12 protein-coding genes and 2 tRNA genes are annotated in these 19,421 nt (G+C 60.5%); 3 read left to right on the top strand and 11 right to left on the bottom strand.

The genetic code is table 11. The annotated features are described in order from the left end of the window. Positions 1-45 precede the first annotated feature (45 nt). From mcrC to GJA_RS11170, 3 genes are all read right to left on the bottom strand, one after another. Complete coding sequence (mcrC, locus tag GJA_RS11180) at positions 46-1,176, bottom strand: 5-methylcytosine-specific restriction endonuclease system specificity protein McrC (RefSeq protein ID WP_038492119.1); 1,131 nt, start codon at positions 1,174-1,176, stop codon at positions 46-48. Then, positions 1,176-2,948 (bottom strand): AAA family ATPase, encoded by a 1,773-nt coding sequence (locus GJA_RS11175; protein WP_038492116.1) that lies wholly within the window; start codon positions 2,946-2,948, stop codon positions 1,176-1,178. The genes mcrC and GJA_RS11175 overlap by 1 nt, the downstream gene beginning before the upstream one ends. A gap of 101 nt (positions 2,949-3,049) precedes the next feature. After that, positions 3,050-6,676 (bottom strand): hydantoinase B/oxoprolinase family protein, encoded by a 3,627-nt coding sequence (locus GJA_RS11170; protein ID WP_051780672.1) that lies wholly within the window; start codon positions 6,674-6,676, stop codon positions 3,050-3,052. Positions 6,677-6,850: 174 nt separating this feature from the next. On the opposite strand from GJA_RS11170, the gene GJA_RS11165 reads away from it, so the two are divergent. After that, positions 6,851-8,356, top strand: coding sequence for an NAD(P)H-hydrate dehydratase (locus tag GJA_RS11165; protein ID WP_038492113.1), 1,506 nt, complete (start codon positions 6,851-6,853; stop codon positions 8,354-8,356). Here GJA_RS11165 and GJA_RS11160 read toward each other — a convergent pair. Next, positions 8,353-9,105 (bottom strand): ABC transporter ATP-binding protein, encoded by a 753-nt coding sequence (locus GJA_RS11160; RefSeq protein ID WP_081905348.1) that lies wholly within the window; start codon positions 9,103-9,105, stop codon positions 8,353-8,355. The genes GJA_RS11165 and GJA_RS11160 overlap by 4 nt on opposite strands. A gap of 103 nt (positions 9,106-9,208) precedes the next feature. On the opposite strand from GJA_RS11160, the gene GJA_RS11155 reads away from it, so the two are divergent. Both GJA_RS11155 and mnmH read left to right on the top strand, forming a co-directional pair. Further along, complete coding sequence (locus GJA_RS11155) at positions 9,209-9,793, top strand: arylesterase (RefSeq protein WP_242404515.1); 585 nt, start codon at positions 9,209-9,211, stop codon at positions 9,791-9,793. A 6-nt stretch (positions 9,794-9,799) separates the two neighbouring features. Then, entirely contained in the window at positions 9,800-10,855 is a 1,056-nt protein-coding gene (gene mnmH, locus GJA_RS11150; protein ID WP_038492106.1) for a tRNA 2-selenouridine(34) synthase MnmH, read from the top strand. A 14-nt stretch (positions 10,856-10,869) separates the two neighbouring features. Here the strand turns inward: mnmH and GJA_RS11145 are convergent, their stop codons facing one another. From GJA_RS11145 to clpX, 7 genes are all read right to left on the bottom strand, one after another. Continuing rightward, positions 10,870-12,096: a voltage-gated chloride channel family protein gene (locus GJA_RS11145; RefSeq protein WP_038492103.1), complete on the bottom strand. Its 1,227-nt coding sequence runs from the start codon at positions 12,094-12,096 to the stop codon at positions 10,870-10,872. Between the two features lie 38 nt (positions 12,097-12,134). Next, entirely contained in the window at positions 12,135-14,069 is a 1,935-nt protein-coding gene (locus tag GJA_RS11140; RefSeq protein WP_061301594.1) for a SurA N-terminal domain-containing protein, read from the bottom strand. Between the two features lie 538 nt (positions 14,070-14,607). Then, a tRNA-Asp gene (locus GJA_RS11135) sits at positions 14,608-14,684 on the bottom strand. A gap of 15 nt (positions 14,685-14,699) precedes the next feature. Then, positions 14,700-14,776: transfer RNA gene (locus GJA_RS11130), tRNA-Asp, on the bottom strand. 134 nt (positions 14,777-14,910) lie between these two features. Continuing rightward, positions 14,911-15,210: an HU family DNA-binding protein gene (locus GJA_RS11125; RefSeq protein ID WP_277914417.1), complete on the bottom strand. Its 300-nt coding sequence runs from the start codon at positions 15,208-15,210 to the stop codon at positions 14,911-14,913. Between the two features lie 165 nt (positions 15,211-15,375). Then, the gene (lon, locus tag GJA_RS11120) at positions 15,376-17,787 is read right to left on the bottom strand and encodes an endopeptidase La (RefSeq protein ID WP_038492095.1); all 2,412 of its coding nucleotides are present in this window, start codon (positions 17,785-17,787) and stop codon (positions 15,376-15,378) included. A 282-nt stretch (positions 17,788-18,069) separates the two neighbouring features. Further along, positions 18,070-19,341: an ATP-dependent Clp protease ATP-binding subunit ClpX gene (gene clpX, locus GJA_RS11115; protein ID WP_038492091.1), complete on the bottom strand. Its 1,272-nt coding sequence runs from the start codon at positions 19,339-19,341 to the stop codon at positions 18,070-18,072. Positions 19,342-19,421 lie beyond the last annotated feature (80 nt).

Raw genomic sequence — 19,421 nt, 5'->3', positions numbered from 1 at the left:
CCGCTCGCTACGGTTTTGTCAGGCGTTGTCAGCCCGGGTACTTGTTCAGGCCGGCCGGCTGGAACACAGCAGGATGCCGCGCAGCTCATTGCGGATCGCGGACGCGGACGCCGCCAGATCCAGCGTGGCAAAACCGATCCGGTGCCGCTGGATCGATACATGCTCATGCATCGCGATATCGATCGATGGATGCAGGAATAAGCCATCCGCCGTGTCCCACTGCGGCCCCAATCCCTCCTGGGAACGCAGGTAAGCGTACATTTGATAGAGATAGCCGCTTTTCAGCGTCGCATTGCCAAAACGCCCAGTCCCGAGGAGGGAAGCAAATTTTGTATCGATAATGATGCGCCGCCCGCCATCCGGCGGGTCCAGGATCACGTCGGTCACCATGCCAGGCAATAATTTCGACATGGCGTCGGAACTGGATGACGCTTGCCAGCCCAGCGGCGTGCCGCCCTTGATGCGCCAGCCCAGCGGAGCCAATTCCACGCGCGCAAAACCCAGCACCGCTTTTTCAAATAAGCGCCGCACCCACGCTTCCTCGCGGACCGGCGACGGCAGCGATGTTGCACCGGCCTGTTCGGTCGGCAGCGCAAGATCAAAACAGAGCCGCGCCAGGGCAACCATCGACGCATCTCCCGCCTCGTTGCGGCCGATCTGGTCGCTCGCCATCTCGGCGCGCGAAGGGCGCGTTCGATCGACGCCGAGCCGGGCCAGCCCTGCCGCCAACGTGCGGCACCGGTGGGCCAGCGGTTTATTCGACACGAGATGGGCGACCGACTCCAGCGCGGCGCGCACCAGCCGATTCCTTGGCGTATCGATGGTCAGCTCTTGAAAATGGCAAAACACTTCGCCTTTCGACAGTAATTGCCGCGCCTCGGTGACCAGTACATCGATGCGTCCCCTGACCCGGCTCAACGGCATGGCGCGCTGGCGATAACCGCGGCTGAAATCGCGGCGCAGCCGAAGTTCGACGGCATCGGCCAGCAGGCGTGCTATCAGGTCCGGTATCTGATTGAACTCATCATCGAGAATCGCCTTGAAGACGCCGTCAGTCCGGGTCAGTTCCGATGCATACAGCATCAACAGCCAAAGATTCCTTACTGGAATACGTCCTATATAAGCGGCATCATCAGCCGCATCGGCAGCGTGAAGCGTCACGGAGGCCGGCTGCATCAGGCCGGCTGTTGTAAAAGTTTGCGCTTGGCGGCCTCGGCAATGTCTGGCTGGTCGTACCAGTATTCATCCAGCAGCGGTCCGATTTCGGCCTCGACCCTGGCCCGAAACCAGGCCCAGCCATTGCGCACGGTTTCATCCATGTCAGGCGTCACATACGAGTGGCCGATTTGAAATTGCGGGCCCAGCGCCAGCGCCGCCGAGATCTCCGCATTCAGGGTATGCATCCGCGACTGGATCTGGACACTGATCGTCTGGTCCAGGCCACGCGCGGCGCACCAGACGCTCCAGGCCTCGCCCAGCATCGGTTGCAGAGTAAAAAACGCAAAACGGCGCCGCAATGCCAGGTCCACAATCGCCAGCGAGCGGTCGGCCACGTTCATGGTGCCGATGATGAAAAGATTGTCAGGAACATGAACCCGTTCGCCGGGATTTTCCGGATCGCGGTAAGTCAGCTCGATGGCTTCGGCCGGACGGCGCTTGCTGCTTTCCAGCAGCGTCAGCATCTCACCGAAGATTTGCGCAGGGTTGCCGCGGTTGATTTCTTCAATCACCAGCACAAACGGCCGGTCCGGCTCACTGCTGGCGGCCTCGATCGCCTGCATCAGCACGCCGTCGACCAGCGCCAGCCGGCCATCGCCGGCCGGACGCCAGCCGCGCACGAAATCCTCATAGGCCAGCGATGGATGAAAATGCACCACGCGCAACCTGGAACGCTCGGTTTCCCTGTCCTTGGATCCGGCCAGCGCAAAGCCCAGGCGTTTTGCCAGCCAGGTTTTACCGGTGCCGGGCGGACCTTGCAGGATGATGTTTTTCTTGCGCCGCCACCCATCAAGCATTTCGTTCAGTTTTTCACTGGCCAGGAAACAGCCTTCGGCGATGATGTCGTCCACGGTATAAGGCGAATCTTCAAAGATTTCCTCGTCGCCATCCAGTACATCCATCAAGGTACCGGCAACATCGGCGCCCGGATCGTCAACTGGCGCCAATGGCTGGGCGCCATATTTCTTGACCCAGTAAGGCCGCGCGAGAAACCACTGATAGTCCTGGGGCATGCGGCGGAAGGCGAAGTCAATCAGGCGCGAGCCATGCGCATCGTTAACGTCGGTCTCGACTATCGTGGTCCTGTACGTATAAAAGTACCAGTCGCGCGGCTGCGCGACCGGGTCCCATGCGACCTTCACCGATTTTCCGTCATTGTTATTTTCAATCACAATCCCGGTCGCCTTGATGCGCATCGCGGCGGCGGATTGTCCGCCTACATCAAACGGCAACTGATGTTTTTGAACAAAACCTGATTTGATCGCGATGCGGTCGCCCGCTTTGATGCGCCTGACCAGATCGGAAAACTTCTCGTCGTAGCCGTTTTCCCAGATCCCGTATTGCAGAAAACGCGACAATTGATCCTTGCCATCCCAGACGGCGCCGACAAACCAGTACGATTTGTCGTCCCCATCGTCATCGTCATCGGGGGCCGGCAATGCGCCTTCATCGACCAGCGAGCCTTGCCGGCCATTCTTGCGGGCCCGTTCATACAAAGAATAAACCGTATCCGCTGTCAGTTTCTTGTCCTGGCCTGTCGCCGTCAATTGCCACAGCCCTCGCTTCGGCCTGGCGACCAGACCCGTCTTTGCCAGGTAGAAAAGAGCCCAATGGATATCATTTTCAAAGACGGACAGCTGACCGTTCGCGACCTGGTCCGTCAAATCCCTCTCCGGTATATCACGGCCACGCCTGGCCCTGACCCAGGCCACAGCTTGTGCCGAACGCATCGGCGCGGGAGCGGTGGAACGCAGTCCGTCTATCAAAGCCGGAAAGTATTGAGCAAATCGATTCATCGTCATAGACATCACTTCAAGAGATATTTTTATTGTTAATCGTGCAAATTCAGCATGGGCTTTGCCAAGCTTGCCGGATCGTCCGGGCCGGCCGCGCCATAACCGCCGCCGCCCGGCGTTTCGATGATGAAGACATCGCCCGGCCGCATGTCGGTCTTGCCGATATGCGCCAGCTGCTCGATGCCGCCGTCGGCGCGCTGCACGCTATTGCGGCCCAGCGCGCCCGGCTGACCGCCGGCCATGCCGAACGGCGCATGGATGCGGTTGTTCGACAGGATCGCCGCCGTCATCGCCTCCAGGAAACGCACCTTGCGCACACCGCCATTGCCGCCCGGCCAGCGCCCCGCGCCACCCGAGCCGGCGCGGATGTCGTAACTGTCCAGCCGTACCGGGAAGCGAAACTCCAGTATCTCGGGATCGGTCAGCCGCGAATTGGTCATATTGGTTTGCACCACGTCGGTGCCGTCGAAACCCGGCCCGGCGCCGGAACCGCCGGAAATCGTTTCATAATACTGGTAACGCTCGTTGCCGAAGGTGAAATTATTCATCGTGCCCTGCCCGGCCGCCATCAGACCCAGCGCACCGTACAAGGCATTGGTGATGCAGGTCGAGGTTTCGACATTGCCCGATACGACAGACGCCGGATACACCGGATTCAACATCGATCCGGGCGGGATGATCACTTTCAGCGGTTTCAGACAGCCGGCGTTGAGCGGAATGTCGTCGTCGACCAGCGTGCGGAACACGTACAGCACCGCCGCCATGCAGACCGCCGATGGCGCATTGAAGTTGTTCGGCAATTGATCGGAGGTACCCGTAAAATCGATTTCCGCGCTGCGGTTTGCCGTATCGACCCGGATCGCCACCTGGATCTGCGCGCCGTTATCGAGCAGCACCGTGTAGGCGCCGTCCTTCAGCGCGCCGATCACGCGGCGCACCGCTTCTTCGGCATGGTCTTGCACATGGCCCATATAGGCTTGCACCACGTCCAGGCCGAAGTGCGCCACCATCTTGCGCAATTCATCGGCACCTTTCTGGTTGGCGGCGACTTGCGCGCGCAAGTCGGCCATGTTCTGGTCGGGATTGCGCGCCGGCCAGGCGGCGCCGGCCAGCAAGGCCCGGGTTTCGGCATCGCGCAAATGGCCGCCGGCCGCGCCGTCGACCAGCTTGAAGTTATTGATCAACACCCCCTCTTCGACGATGCTGGTCGAATCGGGCGGCATCGAACCGGGCGTGGTGCCGCCGATGTCGGCGTGGTGGCCGCGCGAGCCGACGTAGAATAAAATCGTGCTGCCGGCCTCGTCGAACACCGGCGAAATCACCGTCACGTCCGGCAAATGGGTGCCGCCGTGGTACGGGTCGTTCAGCATGTAGACGTCGCCCGGCCGCATCCGGCCGGCATTTTTCGTCATCACGGTCTGGATGCTGACGCCCATCGAACCGAGATGCACCGGCATATGCGGCGCGTTGGCGATCAAATTGCCGCTGGCGTCGAAAATGGCGCAGCTGAAATCCAGGCGCTCCTTGATATTCACCGAGTGCGCCGTGTTTTGCAGCCGCAGGCCCATTTGTTCGGCGATCGACATGAACAGGTTGTTGAAGATTTCCAGCATCACCGGATCGGCGTCGGTGCCGATCGCCCGCCGTTGCGGCAGCGCTTCGACCCGCGTCAAGACCAGATGATGATGCGGCGTGACCTGTGCTTGCCAGCCCGGCTCGATCACGGTGGTGGCATTTGCTTCGGCGATGATGGCCGGCCCGTTGATACGGTCGCCTGGCCGCAGCGATTCGCGCTGGTACAAGCCGCTGTTGCGCCAGCGGCCGGCGAAATATACCGGCACCGTGCTGAGTGCGGCCAGGCCGCCCTCGCGCGGCGGCAAGTCCGGCGCGGTTTCCTGCGGCGCGTCGGACTTGCCCAAGGCCTCGACCGACAGCGCTTCGACAATCAGCGCGCGGGCCGGCATCAGGAAGGAAAAGCGTTTTTTATAGGCCGCTTCAAACTGGGTGCGCATGCCGGCGTCGCTATCGAACAGCACGATCAGCGCGCTGTCGGTGCCTTCGTAGCGCAGGTGCACCCTGCGGATCAGGCTGATGCGCGGCTGCGGCACGCCCTGGGCCAGCAAATCGGCCGTGGCCAACTGGCCCAGTTGATCCAGCCGCGCCGCCAATCCCTGAGCGCCGCCTAATTTTTCCTCGACCGCCGCTTCGCGCATGGCGCTCTGGTCGGCCAGCCCCATGCCGTAAGCCGACATCACGCCGGCCAGCGTGTGGATGAAGACTGTCTTCATGCCCAGCGCATCGGCCACCAGGCAGGCATGCTGGCCGCCGGCGCCGCCAAAGCTGGTCAGCGTGTAGTCGGTCACGTCATGGCCGCGCTGCACCGAAATCTGCTTGATCGCGTTCGCCATATTGCCGACCGCGATGTCAATAAATCCCTCGGCCACCTGTTCCGGCGCGATGGCAGCGACGCCGCCTATCCGCGCCGCCAGCGCGGTGAACTGCGCGCGCACCGTATCGAGGTCGAGCGCCTGGCTGGCGTCGGGGCCGAACAGTTTCGGGAAGTGGGCGGGCTGGATCTTGCCCAGCATGAGATTGCAGTCGGTGACCGCCAGCGGGCCGCCGCGCCGGTAGCTGGCCGGTCCCGGATTGGCGCCGGCGCTGTCCGGGCCGACCCGGTAGCGCGCGCCGTCGAAATGCAGCAGCGAACCGCCGCCGGCCGCCACGGTGTGGATGCTCATCATCGGCGCGCGCATGCGCACGCCGGCGATTTGCGTCTCGAACACGCGCTCGAATTCGCCCGAAAAGTGCGACACGTCGGTCGAGGTGCCGCCCATGTCGAAGCCGATCACCTTGTCGAAACCGGCCAGCTGGCTGGCCCGGACCATGCCGACGATGCCGCCGGCCGGTCCCGACAGGATGCTGTCCTTGCCCTGGAACGCACGCGCATCGGTCAGGCCGCCGTTCGATTGCATGAATTGCAGGCGCACGCCCGGCAGCTCCGGCGCCAGCTGGTCGACATAACGACGCAGGATCGGCGACAGATAGGCGTCGACCACGGTGGTGTCGCCGCGCGCCACCAGTTTCATCATCGGGCTGACCTGGTGCGACACCGAAATCTGGGTGTAGCCGATGGCGCGCGCAATGTCCGCCACCAAGGCCTCATGCCCGTGATAGCGGTAGCCGTGCATGAAAACGACCGCCAGCGAGCGCAAGCCATCGTCATAGGCCGCTTGCAGCGCGCTGCGGGCCGCGTCCTGGTCCAGCGGCTGCACCACGTCGCCATGGGCGCCGATGCGTTCGTCGATTTCGATGACGCGGCGGTACAGCAACTCCGGCAGCACGATATGGCGCTCGAACAGGCGCGGTCGGTTCTGGTAGGCGATCCGCAAGGCGTCGCGGAAACCGCGCGTAATGGCCAGCACCGTCGGCTCGCCCTTGCGCTCCAGCAGCGCATTGGTGGCGACGGTGGTGCCCATCTTGACGGCTTCGATCGCTTCGCCGGCGGCGGCGCCCATCAAATGGCGGATGCCGGCCACGGCCGCATCGCGGTACTGGCCGGGATTTTCAGACAGCAGCTTGTGCGTGGCCAGCCGGCCATCAGGACGGCGCGCCACGATGTCGGTAAAGGTTCCGCCCCGGTCGATCCAGAATTGCCAATCCATAGCACGCCGCCTCCATCTGTAACAGACGCCCATTGTAGTCGACCCGCTGACCGGCCCGAAGGCTTTTGCATGCGCTTTTACATCAGCTTTACATCAAGCGGACGCGCTCCCCTTGCGTCGCGCGGCGATCGGCCTTATGTTGTAACAGTCCCTCCTCCACAGCAAGGCTCTCTCATGCATGCGCTCTACTCCATCGCCGACCTCCGCGCCGTCGAACACATCGCCGCCGAACAGCTGCCGCCGGGCGCCTTGATGCGGCGCGCCGGCAAGGAAGGCTTCGACGCCGCGCTGGCCCTGCTGCATGCGCCGCTGGCGCATGCCCGGGTACTGGTGCTGGCCGGCCCCGGCAACAATGGCGGCGATGCGCTGGAAATCGCCGCCCACCTGGCGCACGCCGGGGTGCAAGTCGTGGTGTGGCTGGCCTTGTCGAACGGCGTCACGTCCGATGAACGCAAACATGCGCTGGAACGCGCGCAAGACAGCGCCGCCCAATTCGTCGCCACCTTCGACGCGGCCTACGCGATCGGCGGCTGGACGCTGGTCATCGACGGCTTGCTCGGCATCGGCGCGACACGCGCCTTGAGCGGCGAATTGCGCCACGCGGTCGAACAAGTCAACCGGCTCGATTGTCCGATACTGGCGCTGGACGTGCCGACCGGGCTGGATGCCGACACCGGCTCGATCAACGGCCCGATCAACGGCGCGGACGGCATCGCCGTGCGCGCCAGCCACACCATCACCTTCATCGGCGACAAGCCCGGCCTGCACACCAACGATGGCCGCGACTACGCCGGCATCGTGCGGGTGGCCCGGCTCGACATCGAGGCCCGGCATTTTGAAGCCGCCAGCATGCACCTGAACGATCCGCGCCACTTCGCGCGCCATGTCAAAACGCGGCGCCAGAATTCGCACAAGGGCAGCTACGGCAATGTGGCGGTGATCGGCGGCGCGCACGGCATGACCGGCGCGCCCATCCTGTCTGCGCGCAGCGCGCTGCTGACCGGCGCCGGGCGGGTCTACATCGCCTTCCCCGACCAGGCCCCGGCCTACGACAGCGCGCATCCGGAATTGATGTGCCGCTTGGCCGACGGCTTCGACTTCAATTCGGCGGCGCTGGTGGCCGGGCCGGGCCTCGGCACCAGCCACCGCGCGCATGAATTGATACTGGCCGCGATCGGCAGCGGCAGCCCGCTGCTGCTCGACGCCGACGCGCTGAACCTGGTCGCCGGCGAACCGGAATTGCAGACCGCGCTGGCCTTGCGCGGCAAAAGCACGCTGCTGACGCCGCATCCGCTGGAGGCGGCGCGCCTGCTCGGCATCGGTATCGCCGAAGTGCAGGCCGACCGCTTGAAGGCGGCGCGCCAACTGGCCGAACAACTCGATGTGATCGTGGTACTGAAAGGATCGGGCACGGTGATCGCCCGGCCCGATGGGCATGCAGTCATCAACACGACCGGCAATCCGGCGCTGGCCACCGCCGGCACCGGCGACGTGCTGGCCGGCTTGTGCGGCAGTTTATTGGCGCAGGGCTGGCCGGCCTGGGAAGCGGCGCTGGGCGCCGTGTGGCTGCATGGCAAGGCGGCCGACGACCTGGTGGCCGGCGGCGCCGGACCGATCGGCTTGACGGCCGGCGAACTGGTGCCGGCCATCAGGACGGCATTCAATCGCCTGGCGAGTTAAACCAGCCGGCCGGCGGCAATCGTGATGGTGCGGCCGCAGCGGGCCGCGATCGACGTATCGTGCGTCACCAGTACCAGCGTCGAACCGCGCTCGCGGTTCAATTCGAACATCAGCTGGATCACCGCTTCGCCGGTGGCCGCATCGAGGCTGCCGGTCGGTTCGTCGGCGAACAGCAGCGGCGGTTCGGTGACGAAGGCGCGCGCCAGCGCCACCCGCTGCTGCTCGCCGCCGGACAGGTATTTCGGATAATGGCCAAGGCGGCTGCCCAGGCTGACCCGCTTCAGCATTGCTTCCGCCTTGTCGCGGGCCTGGCCATCGCCGCGCAATTCCAGCGGCAGCATGACGTTTTCCAGCGCCGTCAAATGCGCCAGCAACTGGAACGACTGGAACACAAACCCCAGTTTTTCCTTGCGCAAGCCGGCCCGGCCATCTTCATCGAGCGCGAAAATGTCGCTGCCGTCGAGGATCACCTTGCCGTCCGATGGCGTATCCAGGCCGGCCAGCAAGCCCAGCAAGGTTGACTTGCCGGAGCCGGACGCGCCGACGATGGCAAGCGTCTCAGCCCGTTGCACGGTAAAATCCACCTGGTGCAAGATCGTCAGCTCGCCGCCCGCGTCGGGTACGCGCTTGGCCAGGCCGATCACCGCGATCGCCGGCTGTCCATGCCGGACCGCTGGCGGTCCGTCGCGGCTGGCCGCTGCTTCATTGGGGAGAAAATTTGTGGAAGTCGCTTTTGGGAATTCTGGCATGCTGATCCATCTTAAAGAAATTCGTGAGCAAATGCGCGGGCCCGGCCAGCCTGTACGGCGTCGGCGCGTGCTGTCGTTATTAGCAATGGCCGGGCTGCTGTTGATGTCCACCGCGACGAGCGCCTATTCTGCACCAAAAACCGTACTGGTGCTTGGCGATAGCTTGTCCGCCGAATATGGCCTGGTGCGCGGTAGCGGCTGGGTCGCCTTGATGGAACAGCGCCTGAAGGCGCAGAAGATCGCCGCCACCGTCGTCAACGCCAGCATCAGCGGCGAAACCACCAGCGGCGGCCGCTCGCGCCTGCCGGCCTTGCTGGCCAAATACCAGCCGGCCATCGTGGTCATCGAACTGGGCGCCAACGACGGCTTGCGCGGCTTGCCGGTGGCCGCCGCCGAAGCCAATCTGCGCAATATGAGCCAGCAAGCCACCGCGGCCGGCGCCAGGCTGCTGCTGATCGGCATGCGCATGCCGCCGAATTACGGGCGCGCTTACGGCGACAAGTTTTTCGCGCTCTACCCCGGCATCGCCACGGAATTCAAGGCGTCGCTGGTGCCGTTCATGTTCGAAGGCGTGGCCGACCAGCCGCAACTGTTCCAGGCCGACCGCCTGCATCCGCTGGCCGAAGCCCACCCTATCATCCTCGGCAATATCTGGCCGAAAATACTACCGTTGTTACGCGCAAAATAAGACCACATGAAATATCCTGAAATACTGGGTTTCGACCAGGTGCTGCCCCAGCTGGGCAGTTTCGATACCATCATCGACGCCCGCAGCCCGTCCGAATTTGCGCTCGACCATGTGCCCGGCGCGATCAATTGCCCGGTGCTGGACGACGTCCAACGCATCGAAGTCGGCACCTTGTACAAACAGGTCAGCGCCTTCGATGCCAAGAAAGTCGGCGCGGCGATGATCGCCAAGAATATCGGCCATTACATCGACACCTTGTGGCGCGGCCAGCCGCGCGAATGGCGGCCGCTGGTGTATTGCTGGCGCGGCGGCAACCGCAGCGGCGCAATGGTGCATATCCTGGCCAGGATAGGCTGGCCGGTGGTCCAGCTGGAAGGCGGTTACAAGGCTTACCGCAACCACGTCAACCAGGCGCTGGCGCTGCCGCCGCAAGCGCACTTCAAGGTGATTTGCGGCAGCACCGGCAGCGGCAAGAGCCGTTTATTGGAAACGCTGGCGGCCAGCGGTGCGCAAGTGCTGGACCTGGAACAATTGGCGGCCCATCGCGGCTCGGTGCTGGGCAACTTGCCGAGCCAGCCGCAACCGTCGCAAAAAGCATTTGAAAGCGCGATCTGGCAGCGGCTGCGCGGTTTCGATACGGCACGGCCGGTGTTTGTCGAAGCGGAAAGCAGGAAGATCGGCGCGCTGCGGATACCCGATGCGCTGATGGAACACATGCGCGCGTCAAGCTGCATCGCGCTGGAGTTGCCGCGCGAACAGCGGGTGCGCTTGCTGATGGAAGATTACGCCCACTTCACGCAGCATCCGGCAGTGCTGAATGCGCAGCTGGATTGCCTGCTCAGCCTGTATGGCCGCGACAAGATCGGCCGCTGGCAAGCGATGGCGCAAGCCGGACAGATGGCGCCACTGGTCGAGGAATTGCTGGTCCAGCATTACGACCCGGCGTACGCCAAGTCGATCGACCGTAACTTCCTGCAATACAGCCATGCCGAATCACTGCTGCTGGACGATATTTCCGCAGCGGCATTCAGCGCGGCCGCATTGCGCCTGAACTGCGCCTGATGCTTGCTTGACGTTTATTTGAATTTGGCGTCGCCGCTGCGCTGGGCCCGATAAATACCGGCCTGCCCGGAAAACAGATAGCTGACCGCACAGGCCAGCGCCGCATACGGCGCCACTTGCGCGCCGAATAATTCGATCGCCATCAACGTCGACGCGATCGGCGTGTTGGCGGCGCCGGCGAATACCGCGACAAACCCCAGGCCGGCCAGCAACGGTATCGGCATGTGCAGCAGCGGCGCCAATGCATTGCCCAGCGTGGCGCCGATATAAAACAGCGGCGTCACCTCGCCGCCCTTGAAACCGCTGCCCAGCGACAGCACGGTCAATACCAGCTTGCCGAGGAAATCATACCAAGGCAAAGGCTGCTGGAACGCCGCGACGATGGTCGGCAAGCCCAGCCCCAGGTAGCGTTCGGCGCCGAACAGGCTGGCCGCCACGGCAATCACGACACCGCCCAGCAAGGGGCGCAGCGGCGCATAGCTAATCCGCCGTTTGATCCAGCCGCCCAGGCCATGGGTGCTTGCCGCGAACAGCAAACCGGTCAGGCCGAACAGCGCGCCGGCGATCAGCGTGGCGCTAAAGGTCGACCAGGACAGTCCAGGCACCAGCGGGATCGCATAATGCACATGCCGCACGCCCAGCCACAAGCCGACCTGGTCGGCGACAATCGCCGCGACCAGGCATGGCAACAAGGCGTCGTGGCGCAAGCGGCCGATGGCCAGCACCTCCAGGCCGAACACGGCGCCGGCCAGCGGCGTGCCGAATACCGATGCGAACCCGGCGCTGATGCCGGCCATCAAGATAATTCGCCGGTCCTGATTATCCAATTTTAATAGCCGGGTCAGCTGGTCGGCCAGCGCGCCGCCCATTTGCACCGCGGTGCCTTCACGGCCGACCGACGCGCCGAACAGATGCGAGATGACCGTGCCGCTCAATACCAGCGGAACCATGCGCAAGGGAATGGTTTTCCGCGGATCGTGGATTTCATCGATCAACAGATTATTACCGGCCTCGACCTCGCGACCGAAACGCAGATAACACCAGCCCACGGCAAAACCCGCCACCGGCAGCAGCCAGACCAGCCAGCGATGCGCCGCGCGCGTGTCGGTGGCCCAGGCCAGCGCAAACAGGAAAAACGCCGACGCGGCGCCGGCCAGCAAGGCGATCGCGCAGGACAGCAACAGCCACTTGCCGATAGACGGCAAGAGATGCAACGGGCGGGGGAGCTTGTACAATTTCATGCAATAAAAAAGCCGCTCGAAAGCGGCTTTGAAAGAATTTACTTCACGTCGTCAGGATGGGTTTCCGTATTGACGGCCACGGCAGGCTTCAAGACTTTCGCCTTGGCCTTCACCTTCAGCACTTCAACGTAGTCAAACATTTCCTGCTGTGCCAGGACGTTGGTGATCTGTTCTTTTTCCGATTGACGGCGCGCCGCATCCGCTTGTGCCGGCTGCTGCACTTTGCCGATGCGATATACGCCATAACCGCTGCCCGGCACATCCACGCCGACATAGGCTGGCAACTTGGCGACATCGGCTTTCATCACTTGCATCAGCGCGGCGCGGTTGATGCTGCCGGCCTTGCTGCGCGATACCAGTTGAGCGGCGCTGAAACCGGTCGCGTCGCCCGATGCCTTCAATGCGGCGATCTTCGCTTCGCCTTCTTTCCTGGCCAGCTTGAACGTTTCTTCCTGGGTCACTTGCTGACGGATCAGCGGCTCGACTTCGGCCAGCGGACGTTTCGACGCAGGCTTGAATTCGACCACGCGGCCAGCCACCAGCACGTTAGGCGCCACTTCCACCGCTTCGGTATTACGCTTGTTTTTCAATGCATCGTTCGAGAAAATCGCTTTCAAGAACTTGGCATTGCCGACCACGCTGCTGGCGGTCGCCGCCGATGGAATGCGCGGCAGGCTGTCGACGGTCTGGATCTCCAGTTTCAACTTGTCGGCGACCGGTTTCAGGCTGTCCGATTGATCGTACACCGTGTCGGTGAAGACACCGGCGGCATCCGAATATTTCTTCGCAGCTTGCTGTTTCTTCAGGTCGGCAACGATTTCGCCCTTGACTTCATCCAGTGGACGCACGCTAGCCGCTTTCAGCGACGTGACGGTCAGGATGTGGTAGCCGAAATCGGACGTCACCAGGTCGCTGATCTCGCCTTGCTTCAATTTCAGCGCGGTCGCTTCCAATGCTTTTGGCAGCGCATCGCCTTCCACCAGGCCCAGGTCGCCACCCAGTTCGGCGGAGGCAGGATCTTGCGATTCTTTCTTGGCGATCGCGGCAAATTCGGCCGGCGCCTTGCGGACTTCAGCCAATACGGCTTCAGCCTTGGCCTTGGCGGCGGCTTTTTCGGCGGCGCTGCCGTCTTTCTTGACCGTGATCAAGATATGGCTGACTTTACGCGCTTCGGCGCTGGTAAAACGTTTTTGGTTCTTGTCGTAGTAGCTGGCCACGTCGGCGTCGCTGACGACCGCTTGATCGGCCAGTTTGGCACCGTCGAGCACGACGTATTCGGCTTTGACTTGTTCTGGAATTTCAAAGAACTTGCCGTTTTTGTCGTAATAAGCCTTGATCATCTCATCGGTGACTTTAACTTGCGGCAAGAATTGCGCCGCCGGCAGCAGCAATTCCTGCACTTCGCGTTCCTGCTCGTTGATGTCCGACAAGTGCGTGGTAACGGTCTTCGGCGCGAATGCGCTTTGTTGGATGGCGCCGGTCAACTGGTCCATCAACAGGCCCGCGCGCAAGCGTTCCTGGTAGTCGGTCGGACGCATGCCTTGCGCAGCCAGCAAACGGGTGTAGCTCTCGGTATCGAATTTGCCGCCTGGCAGCACCAGGTCCGGCAAGTTGTCCATAATGTTCTTTTGCAAGGCTGCATCGCTGATGCTCAGATGGCCACGCACCACTTCGGCGTTCAGCGAGCGCTCGGCGATCAGGTTATCCAGGATCGCTTGCTTGGCTTCCGCTGTTTCAAACATTTTTTGATCGAATTGCGCGCCCAGCATTTGACGGTAGCGTTCGGTCTGCTGGCGCTGCGCCTCTTCCCATTGCTGCTGCGTGATCGGCTGGTCGGCGACCTTGGCGACAGTCGTGGCGTCGTCGCCGAAACTCTTGTAGCCGCTGATACCGACCAGTGCAAATGACGGAACGATGAGCAACATCAGGAAAAACTGCATCAAGCGTCGATGGGTACGAATAAATTCAAACATGGTCAGCCAATTCGGATTGAGTGGATTAACTTGCACATATAAAAAAAGGCGAACTTTCGTTCGCCTTTTAGTCACGGCGGAGTGGACGGGACTTGAATCGCAGTCCATTTCCCCTTTTAATTCAATGACTTGGCTGCTGAACTGAACGAAAATCCGCGCCAAAAATCACTATCGCACGATTCTACAGTGCACTTCACGCTATAGCAAGTGCAATTCAAGGCGTAACGGACGACGGTGTGGCGCGGCTGAGGACGCGACTGGCCGGCAACCGGAGCGGCGCACGAAAAATAGCGGAAAAATAACTGGACGATATTAAGACTGGCCGGAACCGAGAATGTCGAGCAGGCTGAAACAGAAATAAGCAGGAATGTTCGATAAATACCGGCAAGCATGCGATTAACAACGCCGCCAATAAATTAAAAACAGCGAAATATTATCAGACAGCGTTTGCCGATGAATATTGATTGGGGCGCGATAACATGGCGCAGAAAAAGAAAAACCCCTGCAAGCGATTAACTTGCAGGGGTATCTTTATTCTTGGCGGAGTGGACGGGACTCGAACCCGCGACCCCCGACGTGACAGGCCGGTATTCTAACCAACTGAACTACCACTCCTGAAGAGCGTATTTTTGGCGGAGCGGACGGGACTCGAACCCGCGACCTCCGACGTGACAGGCCGGCATTCTAACCAACTGAACTACCGCTCCTAAAAATACACAGTACTACGACATTTGCATGCCAGAGATTAATATTATAAACAGCGATATTAACTTCTGTCAAATCGCGGCACCGTTAAATGCCGCTCAATGTTTTTCGGTGATTGTCACCTCACCGAAGTCCGTTAGTTTACAGCATCCTTCAAAGCTTTACCAGCTTTAAATTTAGGAACTTTTGCGGCATCGATAGTAATCGGCTCTTTGGTACGCGGATTGCGGCCGGTGCGCTCTGCACGCTCGCTTACCGAGAAGGTACCAAAACCGACCAGTGTCACGCTGTCGTTCTTTTTCAGGGTTTCCGTTACGCCACCGATAACAGCATCGAGTGCGCGTGCGGCAGCCGCTTTGGAAATGTCAGCTTTTTCAGCAATGTGGTCGATCAATTCAGTTTTGTTCACTAGCGTCCTCGTTACAAAGGTGTAAATCGTTTACCGTACAGTCACACTGCAATCATACGGCGGAAAAAATGTGCAGGGCGTATTAAACAAGCCACACTCTATTGTGTCAAGCGCTTTGGGGCGGCATTTCACGTTTGAATGTGCAACAAGCGCTATAAAAGCGCTTGTTGGGGTATCGCCAGCCTGAAAAGCTTAATGTTTTACCACTTCGCCCGCTGCATCAGGTTTGGCCGCGGCCGCCGTTACCGCCTCGACCGCGGCGACTTCCGTCAGCGGCTCAGGCAAGCGTTCGAGGGCGATTTCCAGCACTTTATCGATCCAGCGCACCGGCACGATCTCGAGCTTGTTCTTGACGTTGTCCGGAATGTCGGCCAGGTCCTTGACGTTTTGCTCTGGAATCAAGACTGTCTTGATGCCGCCGCGATGGGCCGCCAGCAGTTTTTCCTTCAAGCCGCCAATCGGCAACACTTCGCCGCGCAAGGTGATCTCGCCCGTCATCGCCACGTCGGCGCGCACTGGAATCCCGGTGAATACCGACACCAGCGCCACCGTCATCGCCGCGCCGGCCGAAGGTCCGTCTTTCGGCGTCGCGCCTTCCGGCACGTGGATGTGGATATCGCTCTTTTCAAACACGTCCGGCTTGATGCCGAGCCGTGTCGCGCGGCTGCGCACGACGGTGCGCGCCGCTTCGATCGATTCCTTCATCACGTCGCCCAAGGTGCCGGTACGGATCACGCCACCCTTGCCCGGCATCGTCACCGCCTCGATGGTCAGCAAATCGCCGCCCACTTCGGTCCACGCCAGCCCAACCACCTGGCCCACCTGGTTTTCCTTTTCGGCGACGCCAAAATCGTAGCGCCGCACGCCGAGGAATTTGTCCAGGTTCTTCGAGTTGACCGTGACTTTTTTCTCGGTCTTCTTGAGCAGCAGCATCTTGACCACCTTGCGGCAGATCTTCGACACTTCGCGCTCAAGCGAACGCACGCCGGCTTCGCGGGTGTAATAACGGATGATGTCGCGCAGCGCCGATTCGGCCACCGTGATTTCATCTTCCTTCAAGCCATTGTTCTTGATTTGCTTAGGCAGCAGATAACGCTGCGCAATGCTGGTCTTTTCGTCTTCCGTGTAACCCGACAGGCGTATCACTTCCATCCGGTCCAGCAATGCCGGCGGGATGTTGTAGGAATTCGAGGTCGCCACGAACATCACATCCGACAAGTCGAAATCGACTTCGATGTAATGGTCGGAGAAGGTGTGGTTCTGTTCCGGATCCAGCACTTCCAGCAGTGCCGACGATGGATCGCCGCGGAAATCCGCGCCCATCTTGTCGACTTCATCGAGCAGGAACAAGGGATTGCGCACGCCGACCTTGGCCAGCGATTGCAGGATCTTGCCCGGCATCGAACCGATGTAGGTGCGGCGATGGCCACGGATCTCGGCTTCGTCGCGCACGCCGCCGAGCGCCATGCGCACGAACTTGCGGTTGGTGGCGCGGGCGATCGATTGCCCCAGCGACGTTTTACCGACGCCCGGAGGACCGACGAAGCACAGGATAGGCGCTTTCAGCTTGTCGACGCGCTGTTGCACCGCGAGATATTCCAGGATGCGTTCCTTGACCTTGTCGAGACCGTAGTGATCGCCTTCCAGCACTTTTTCGGCATTCGACAAATCGTTATTGACCTTGGATTTTTTCTTCCAGGGCAAATTGACCAGCGTATCGATATAGTTGCGCACCACGGTCGCTTCGGCCGACATCGGCGACATCAGCTTGAGTTTTTTCAACTCGTTGGTGGCCTTGTCGAGCGCTTCCTTCGGCATCTTGGCCGACACGACTTTTTTCTCCAGCTCGTCGAGGTCGGCGCCATCTTCGCCCTCGCCCAATTCTTTCTGGATCGCCTTGACTTGTTCGTTCAGGTAATACTCGCGCTGCGATTTTTCCATCTGGCGCTTGACCCGGCCGCGGATGCGTTTTTCGACTTGCAGAATGTCGAGTTCGCCTTCCAGCTGGCCCAGCAAATGCTCCAGGCGTTTCGAGACGCTGAAGATTTCCAGGATGACTTGTTTTTGTTCAAGTTTGAGCGGCAGGTGCGCGGCCACGGTATCGGCCAGGCGGCCGGCGTCGTCGATGCCGGACAAGGAAGCCAGGATTTCCGGTGGAATCTTTTTATTCAGTTTGACGTATTGGTCGAACTGCTGCACGATCGCGCGGCGCATCGCTTCCACTTCCGACTCGTCGCCCGGCTCGGATTCGAGCGGCGTCAGGTCGGCGATGAAATGCGTAGGGGCATCGCTGATGTGGTTGATACGGGCCCGCTGCGCGCCTTCGACCAGCACCTTGACGGTGCCGTCCGGCAGCTTCAGCATTTGCAAAATATTGGCGACGCAGCCGATTTCATAGATATCGGAGGCGGAAGGCTCATCCTTGGCGGCGGCTTTTTGCGCGGCCAGCATGATGCTCTTGCCTTGTTCCATCGCAGCTTCAAGCGCCTTGATCGATTTAGGGCGGCCAACGAACAGCGGTATCACCATATGCGGGAAAACTACAACGTCCCGCAACGGCAATAACGGCAGTTGAGTTTGCTCAGTTAATTTGGAGGTTGTCATGGCGTACCTTATAGAAAGCGTGTTTACGATGTTGGCGCTCGCTGCCAAAACACAAGACCCGCGAGAATAAATAATTCTGAGAAATAACACTATTTTGTTATTTGCACAAAACACACCCGCCTGACTCTAATAAATCAGCAAGATCTTAAATAAAAAAGCCACGCGCGACAGCTTGCCGCGAGTGGCTTTTCGAGTGAAGCCTGCAATCTATTATTGACTTAAATTGTACTGCCTGGCATTAAGCTTGCAAAACCCTTTTTACGGTTTTGTTGCAGACAGTATTTAATTTTCGCCAGATGCTTTTGCAGTTTCTTGGTAAATCAACAAAGGTTTGGCGCCGCTGGTAATGGTATTTTCATCGACGACAACCTTGGTGACATTGGTTTCGTTCGGCAATTCATACATTACATCCAGCAAGGCGTGTTCCAGGATCGAGCGCAGGCCGCGCGCGCCGGTCTTGCGCGCCAGCGCTTTCTTGGCAATCGCGTGCAAGGCGGCCGGACGGATTTCCAGCTCGGCGCCTTCCATTTCCAGCAATTTCGAATATTGCTTGATCAGCGCGTTTTTCGGTTCGATCAAGATCTGGATCAGCGCTTCCTCGGTCAGTTCGGCCAAGGTCGCAACCACCGGCAGACGGCCGACCAGTTCCGGAATCAGGCCGAACTTGATCAAATCCTCCGGCTCGGCTTCCAGCAATACTTCGCTGGCCGAACGCTCGGACTTGCTCTTGACGCTGGCCGAGAAACCGATGCCGCTCTTTTCGGAACGGTTAGCAATCACCTTGGCCAGGCCGTCGAACGCGCCGCCGCAAATGAACATGATGTTGGTGGTGTCGATCTGCACGAAGTCCTGGTTAGGATGCTTGCGTCCGCCTTGTGGCGGTACCGACGCCATCGTGCCTTCGATCAATTTCAGCAAGGCTTGCTGCACGCCCTCGCCCGAGACGTCGCGGGTGATCGACGGATTGTCGGACTTGCGCGAAATCTTGTCGATTTCATCGATGTAGACGATGCCGCGCTGGGCCTTTTCAACATCGTAGTTGCAACTCTGCAGCAGCTTCTGGATGATGTTCTCGACGTCTTCACCGACATAACCGGCTTCGGTCAGCGTGGTCGCATCGGCGATCACGAATGGCACGTTGAGCATGCGCGCCAGGGTTTGCGCCAGCAAGGTTTTACCGGAACCGGTAGGACCGACCAGCAAGATATTGCTTTTCGCCAGTTCGATGTCGTCTTTCTTGCCCAGGTGCTTCAAGCGCTTGTAGTGGTTGTACACCGCCACCGACAGGATGCGCTTGGCGGTTTGCTGGCCGATGACGTACTGGTCCAGCAACTCGGCAATTTCTTGCGGCGTCGGCAAATCGGACTTGGCGCTGCCGGCCACCGATTCGATGCTCGACGTTTCATCGCGGATGATGTCGTTGCACAAGTCGATGCACTCGTCGCAAATGAAGACGGACGGGCCGGCGATGAGTTTTTTCACCTCGTGCTGGCTTTTGCCGCAGAACGAGCAATACAGTAATTTTTCGCCGCTAGAGGATTTTTTGTCTGACATAAGGCATTTTGGTTGGAACTGCATTAACAATATTGCAAAATCGCTCACACTGAGCCGGTCTGATACATTGCAAACATACA

Source organism: Janthinobacterium agaricidamnosum NBRC 102515 = DSM 9628 (genome assembly GCF_000723165.1).
GTDB classification, from domain to species: domain Bacteria; phylum Pseudomonadota; class Gammaproteobacteria; order Burkholderiales; family Burkholderiaceae_D; genus Janthinobacterium; species Janthinobacterium agaricidamnosum.
This window is presented reverse-complemented; position numbering and strand designations above follow the sequence as displayed.

Coding starts and splice junctions, on each gene's coding strand:
- mcrC (WP_038492119.1), bottom strand. CDS start 1,176: ATGCAGCCGGCCTCCGTGACGCTTCACGCTGCCGATGCGGCTGATGAT.
- GJA_RS11175 (WP_038492116.1), bottom strand. CDS start 2,948: ATGCGTTCGGCACAAGCTGTGGCCTGGGTCAGGGCCAGGCGTGGCCGT.
- GJA_RS11170 (WP_051780672.1), bottom strand. CDS start 6,676: ATGGATTGGCAATTCTGGATCGACCGGGGCGGAACCTTTACCGACATC.
- GJA_RS11165 (WP_038492113.1), top strand. CDS start 6,851: ATGCATGCGCTCTACTCCATCGCCGACCTCCGCGCCGTCGAACACATC.
- GJA_RS11160 (WP_081905348.1), bottom strand. CDS start 9,105: ATGCCAGAATTCCCAAAAGCGACTTCCACAAATTTTCTCCCCAATGAA.
- GJA_RS11155 (WP_242404515.1), top strand. CDS start 9,209: ATGTCCACCGCGACGAGCGCCTATTCTGCACCAAAAACCGTACTGGTG.
- mnmH (WP_038492106.1), top strand. CDS start 9,800: ATGAAATATCCTGAAATACTGGGTTTCGACCAGGTGCTGCCCCAGCTG.
- GJA_RS11145 (WP_038492103.1), bottom strand. CDS start 12,096: ATGAAATTGTACAAGCTCCCCCGCCCGTTGCATCTCTTGCCGTCTATC.
- GJA_RS11140 (WP_061301594.1), bottom strand. CDS start 14,069: ATGTTTGAATTTATTCGTACCCATCGACGCTTGATGCAGTTTTTCCTG.
- lon (WP_038492095.1), bottom strand. CDS start 17,787: ATGACAACCTCCAAATTAACTGAGCAAACTCAACTGCCGTTATTGCCG.
- clpX (WP_038492091.1), bottom strand. CDS start 19,341: ATGTCAGACAAAAAATCCTCTAGCGGCGAAAAATTACTGTATTGCTCG.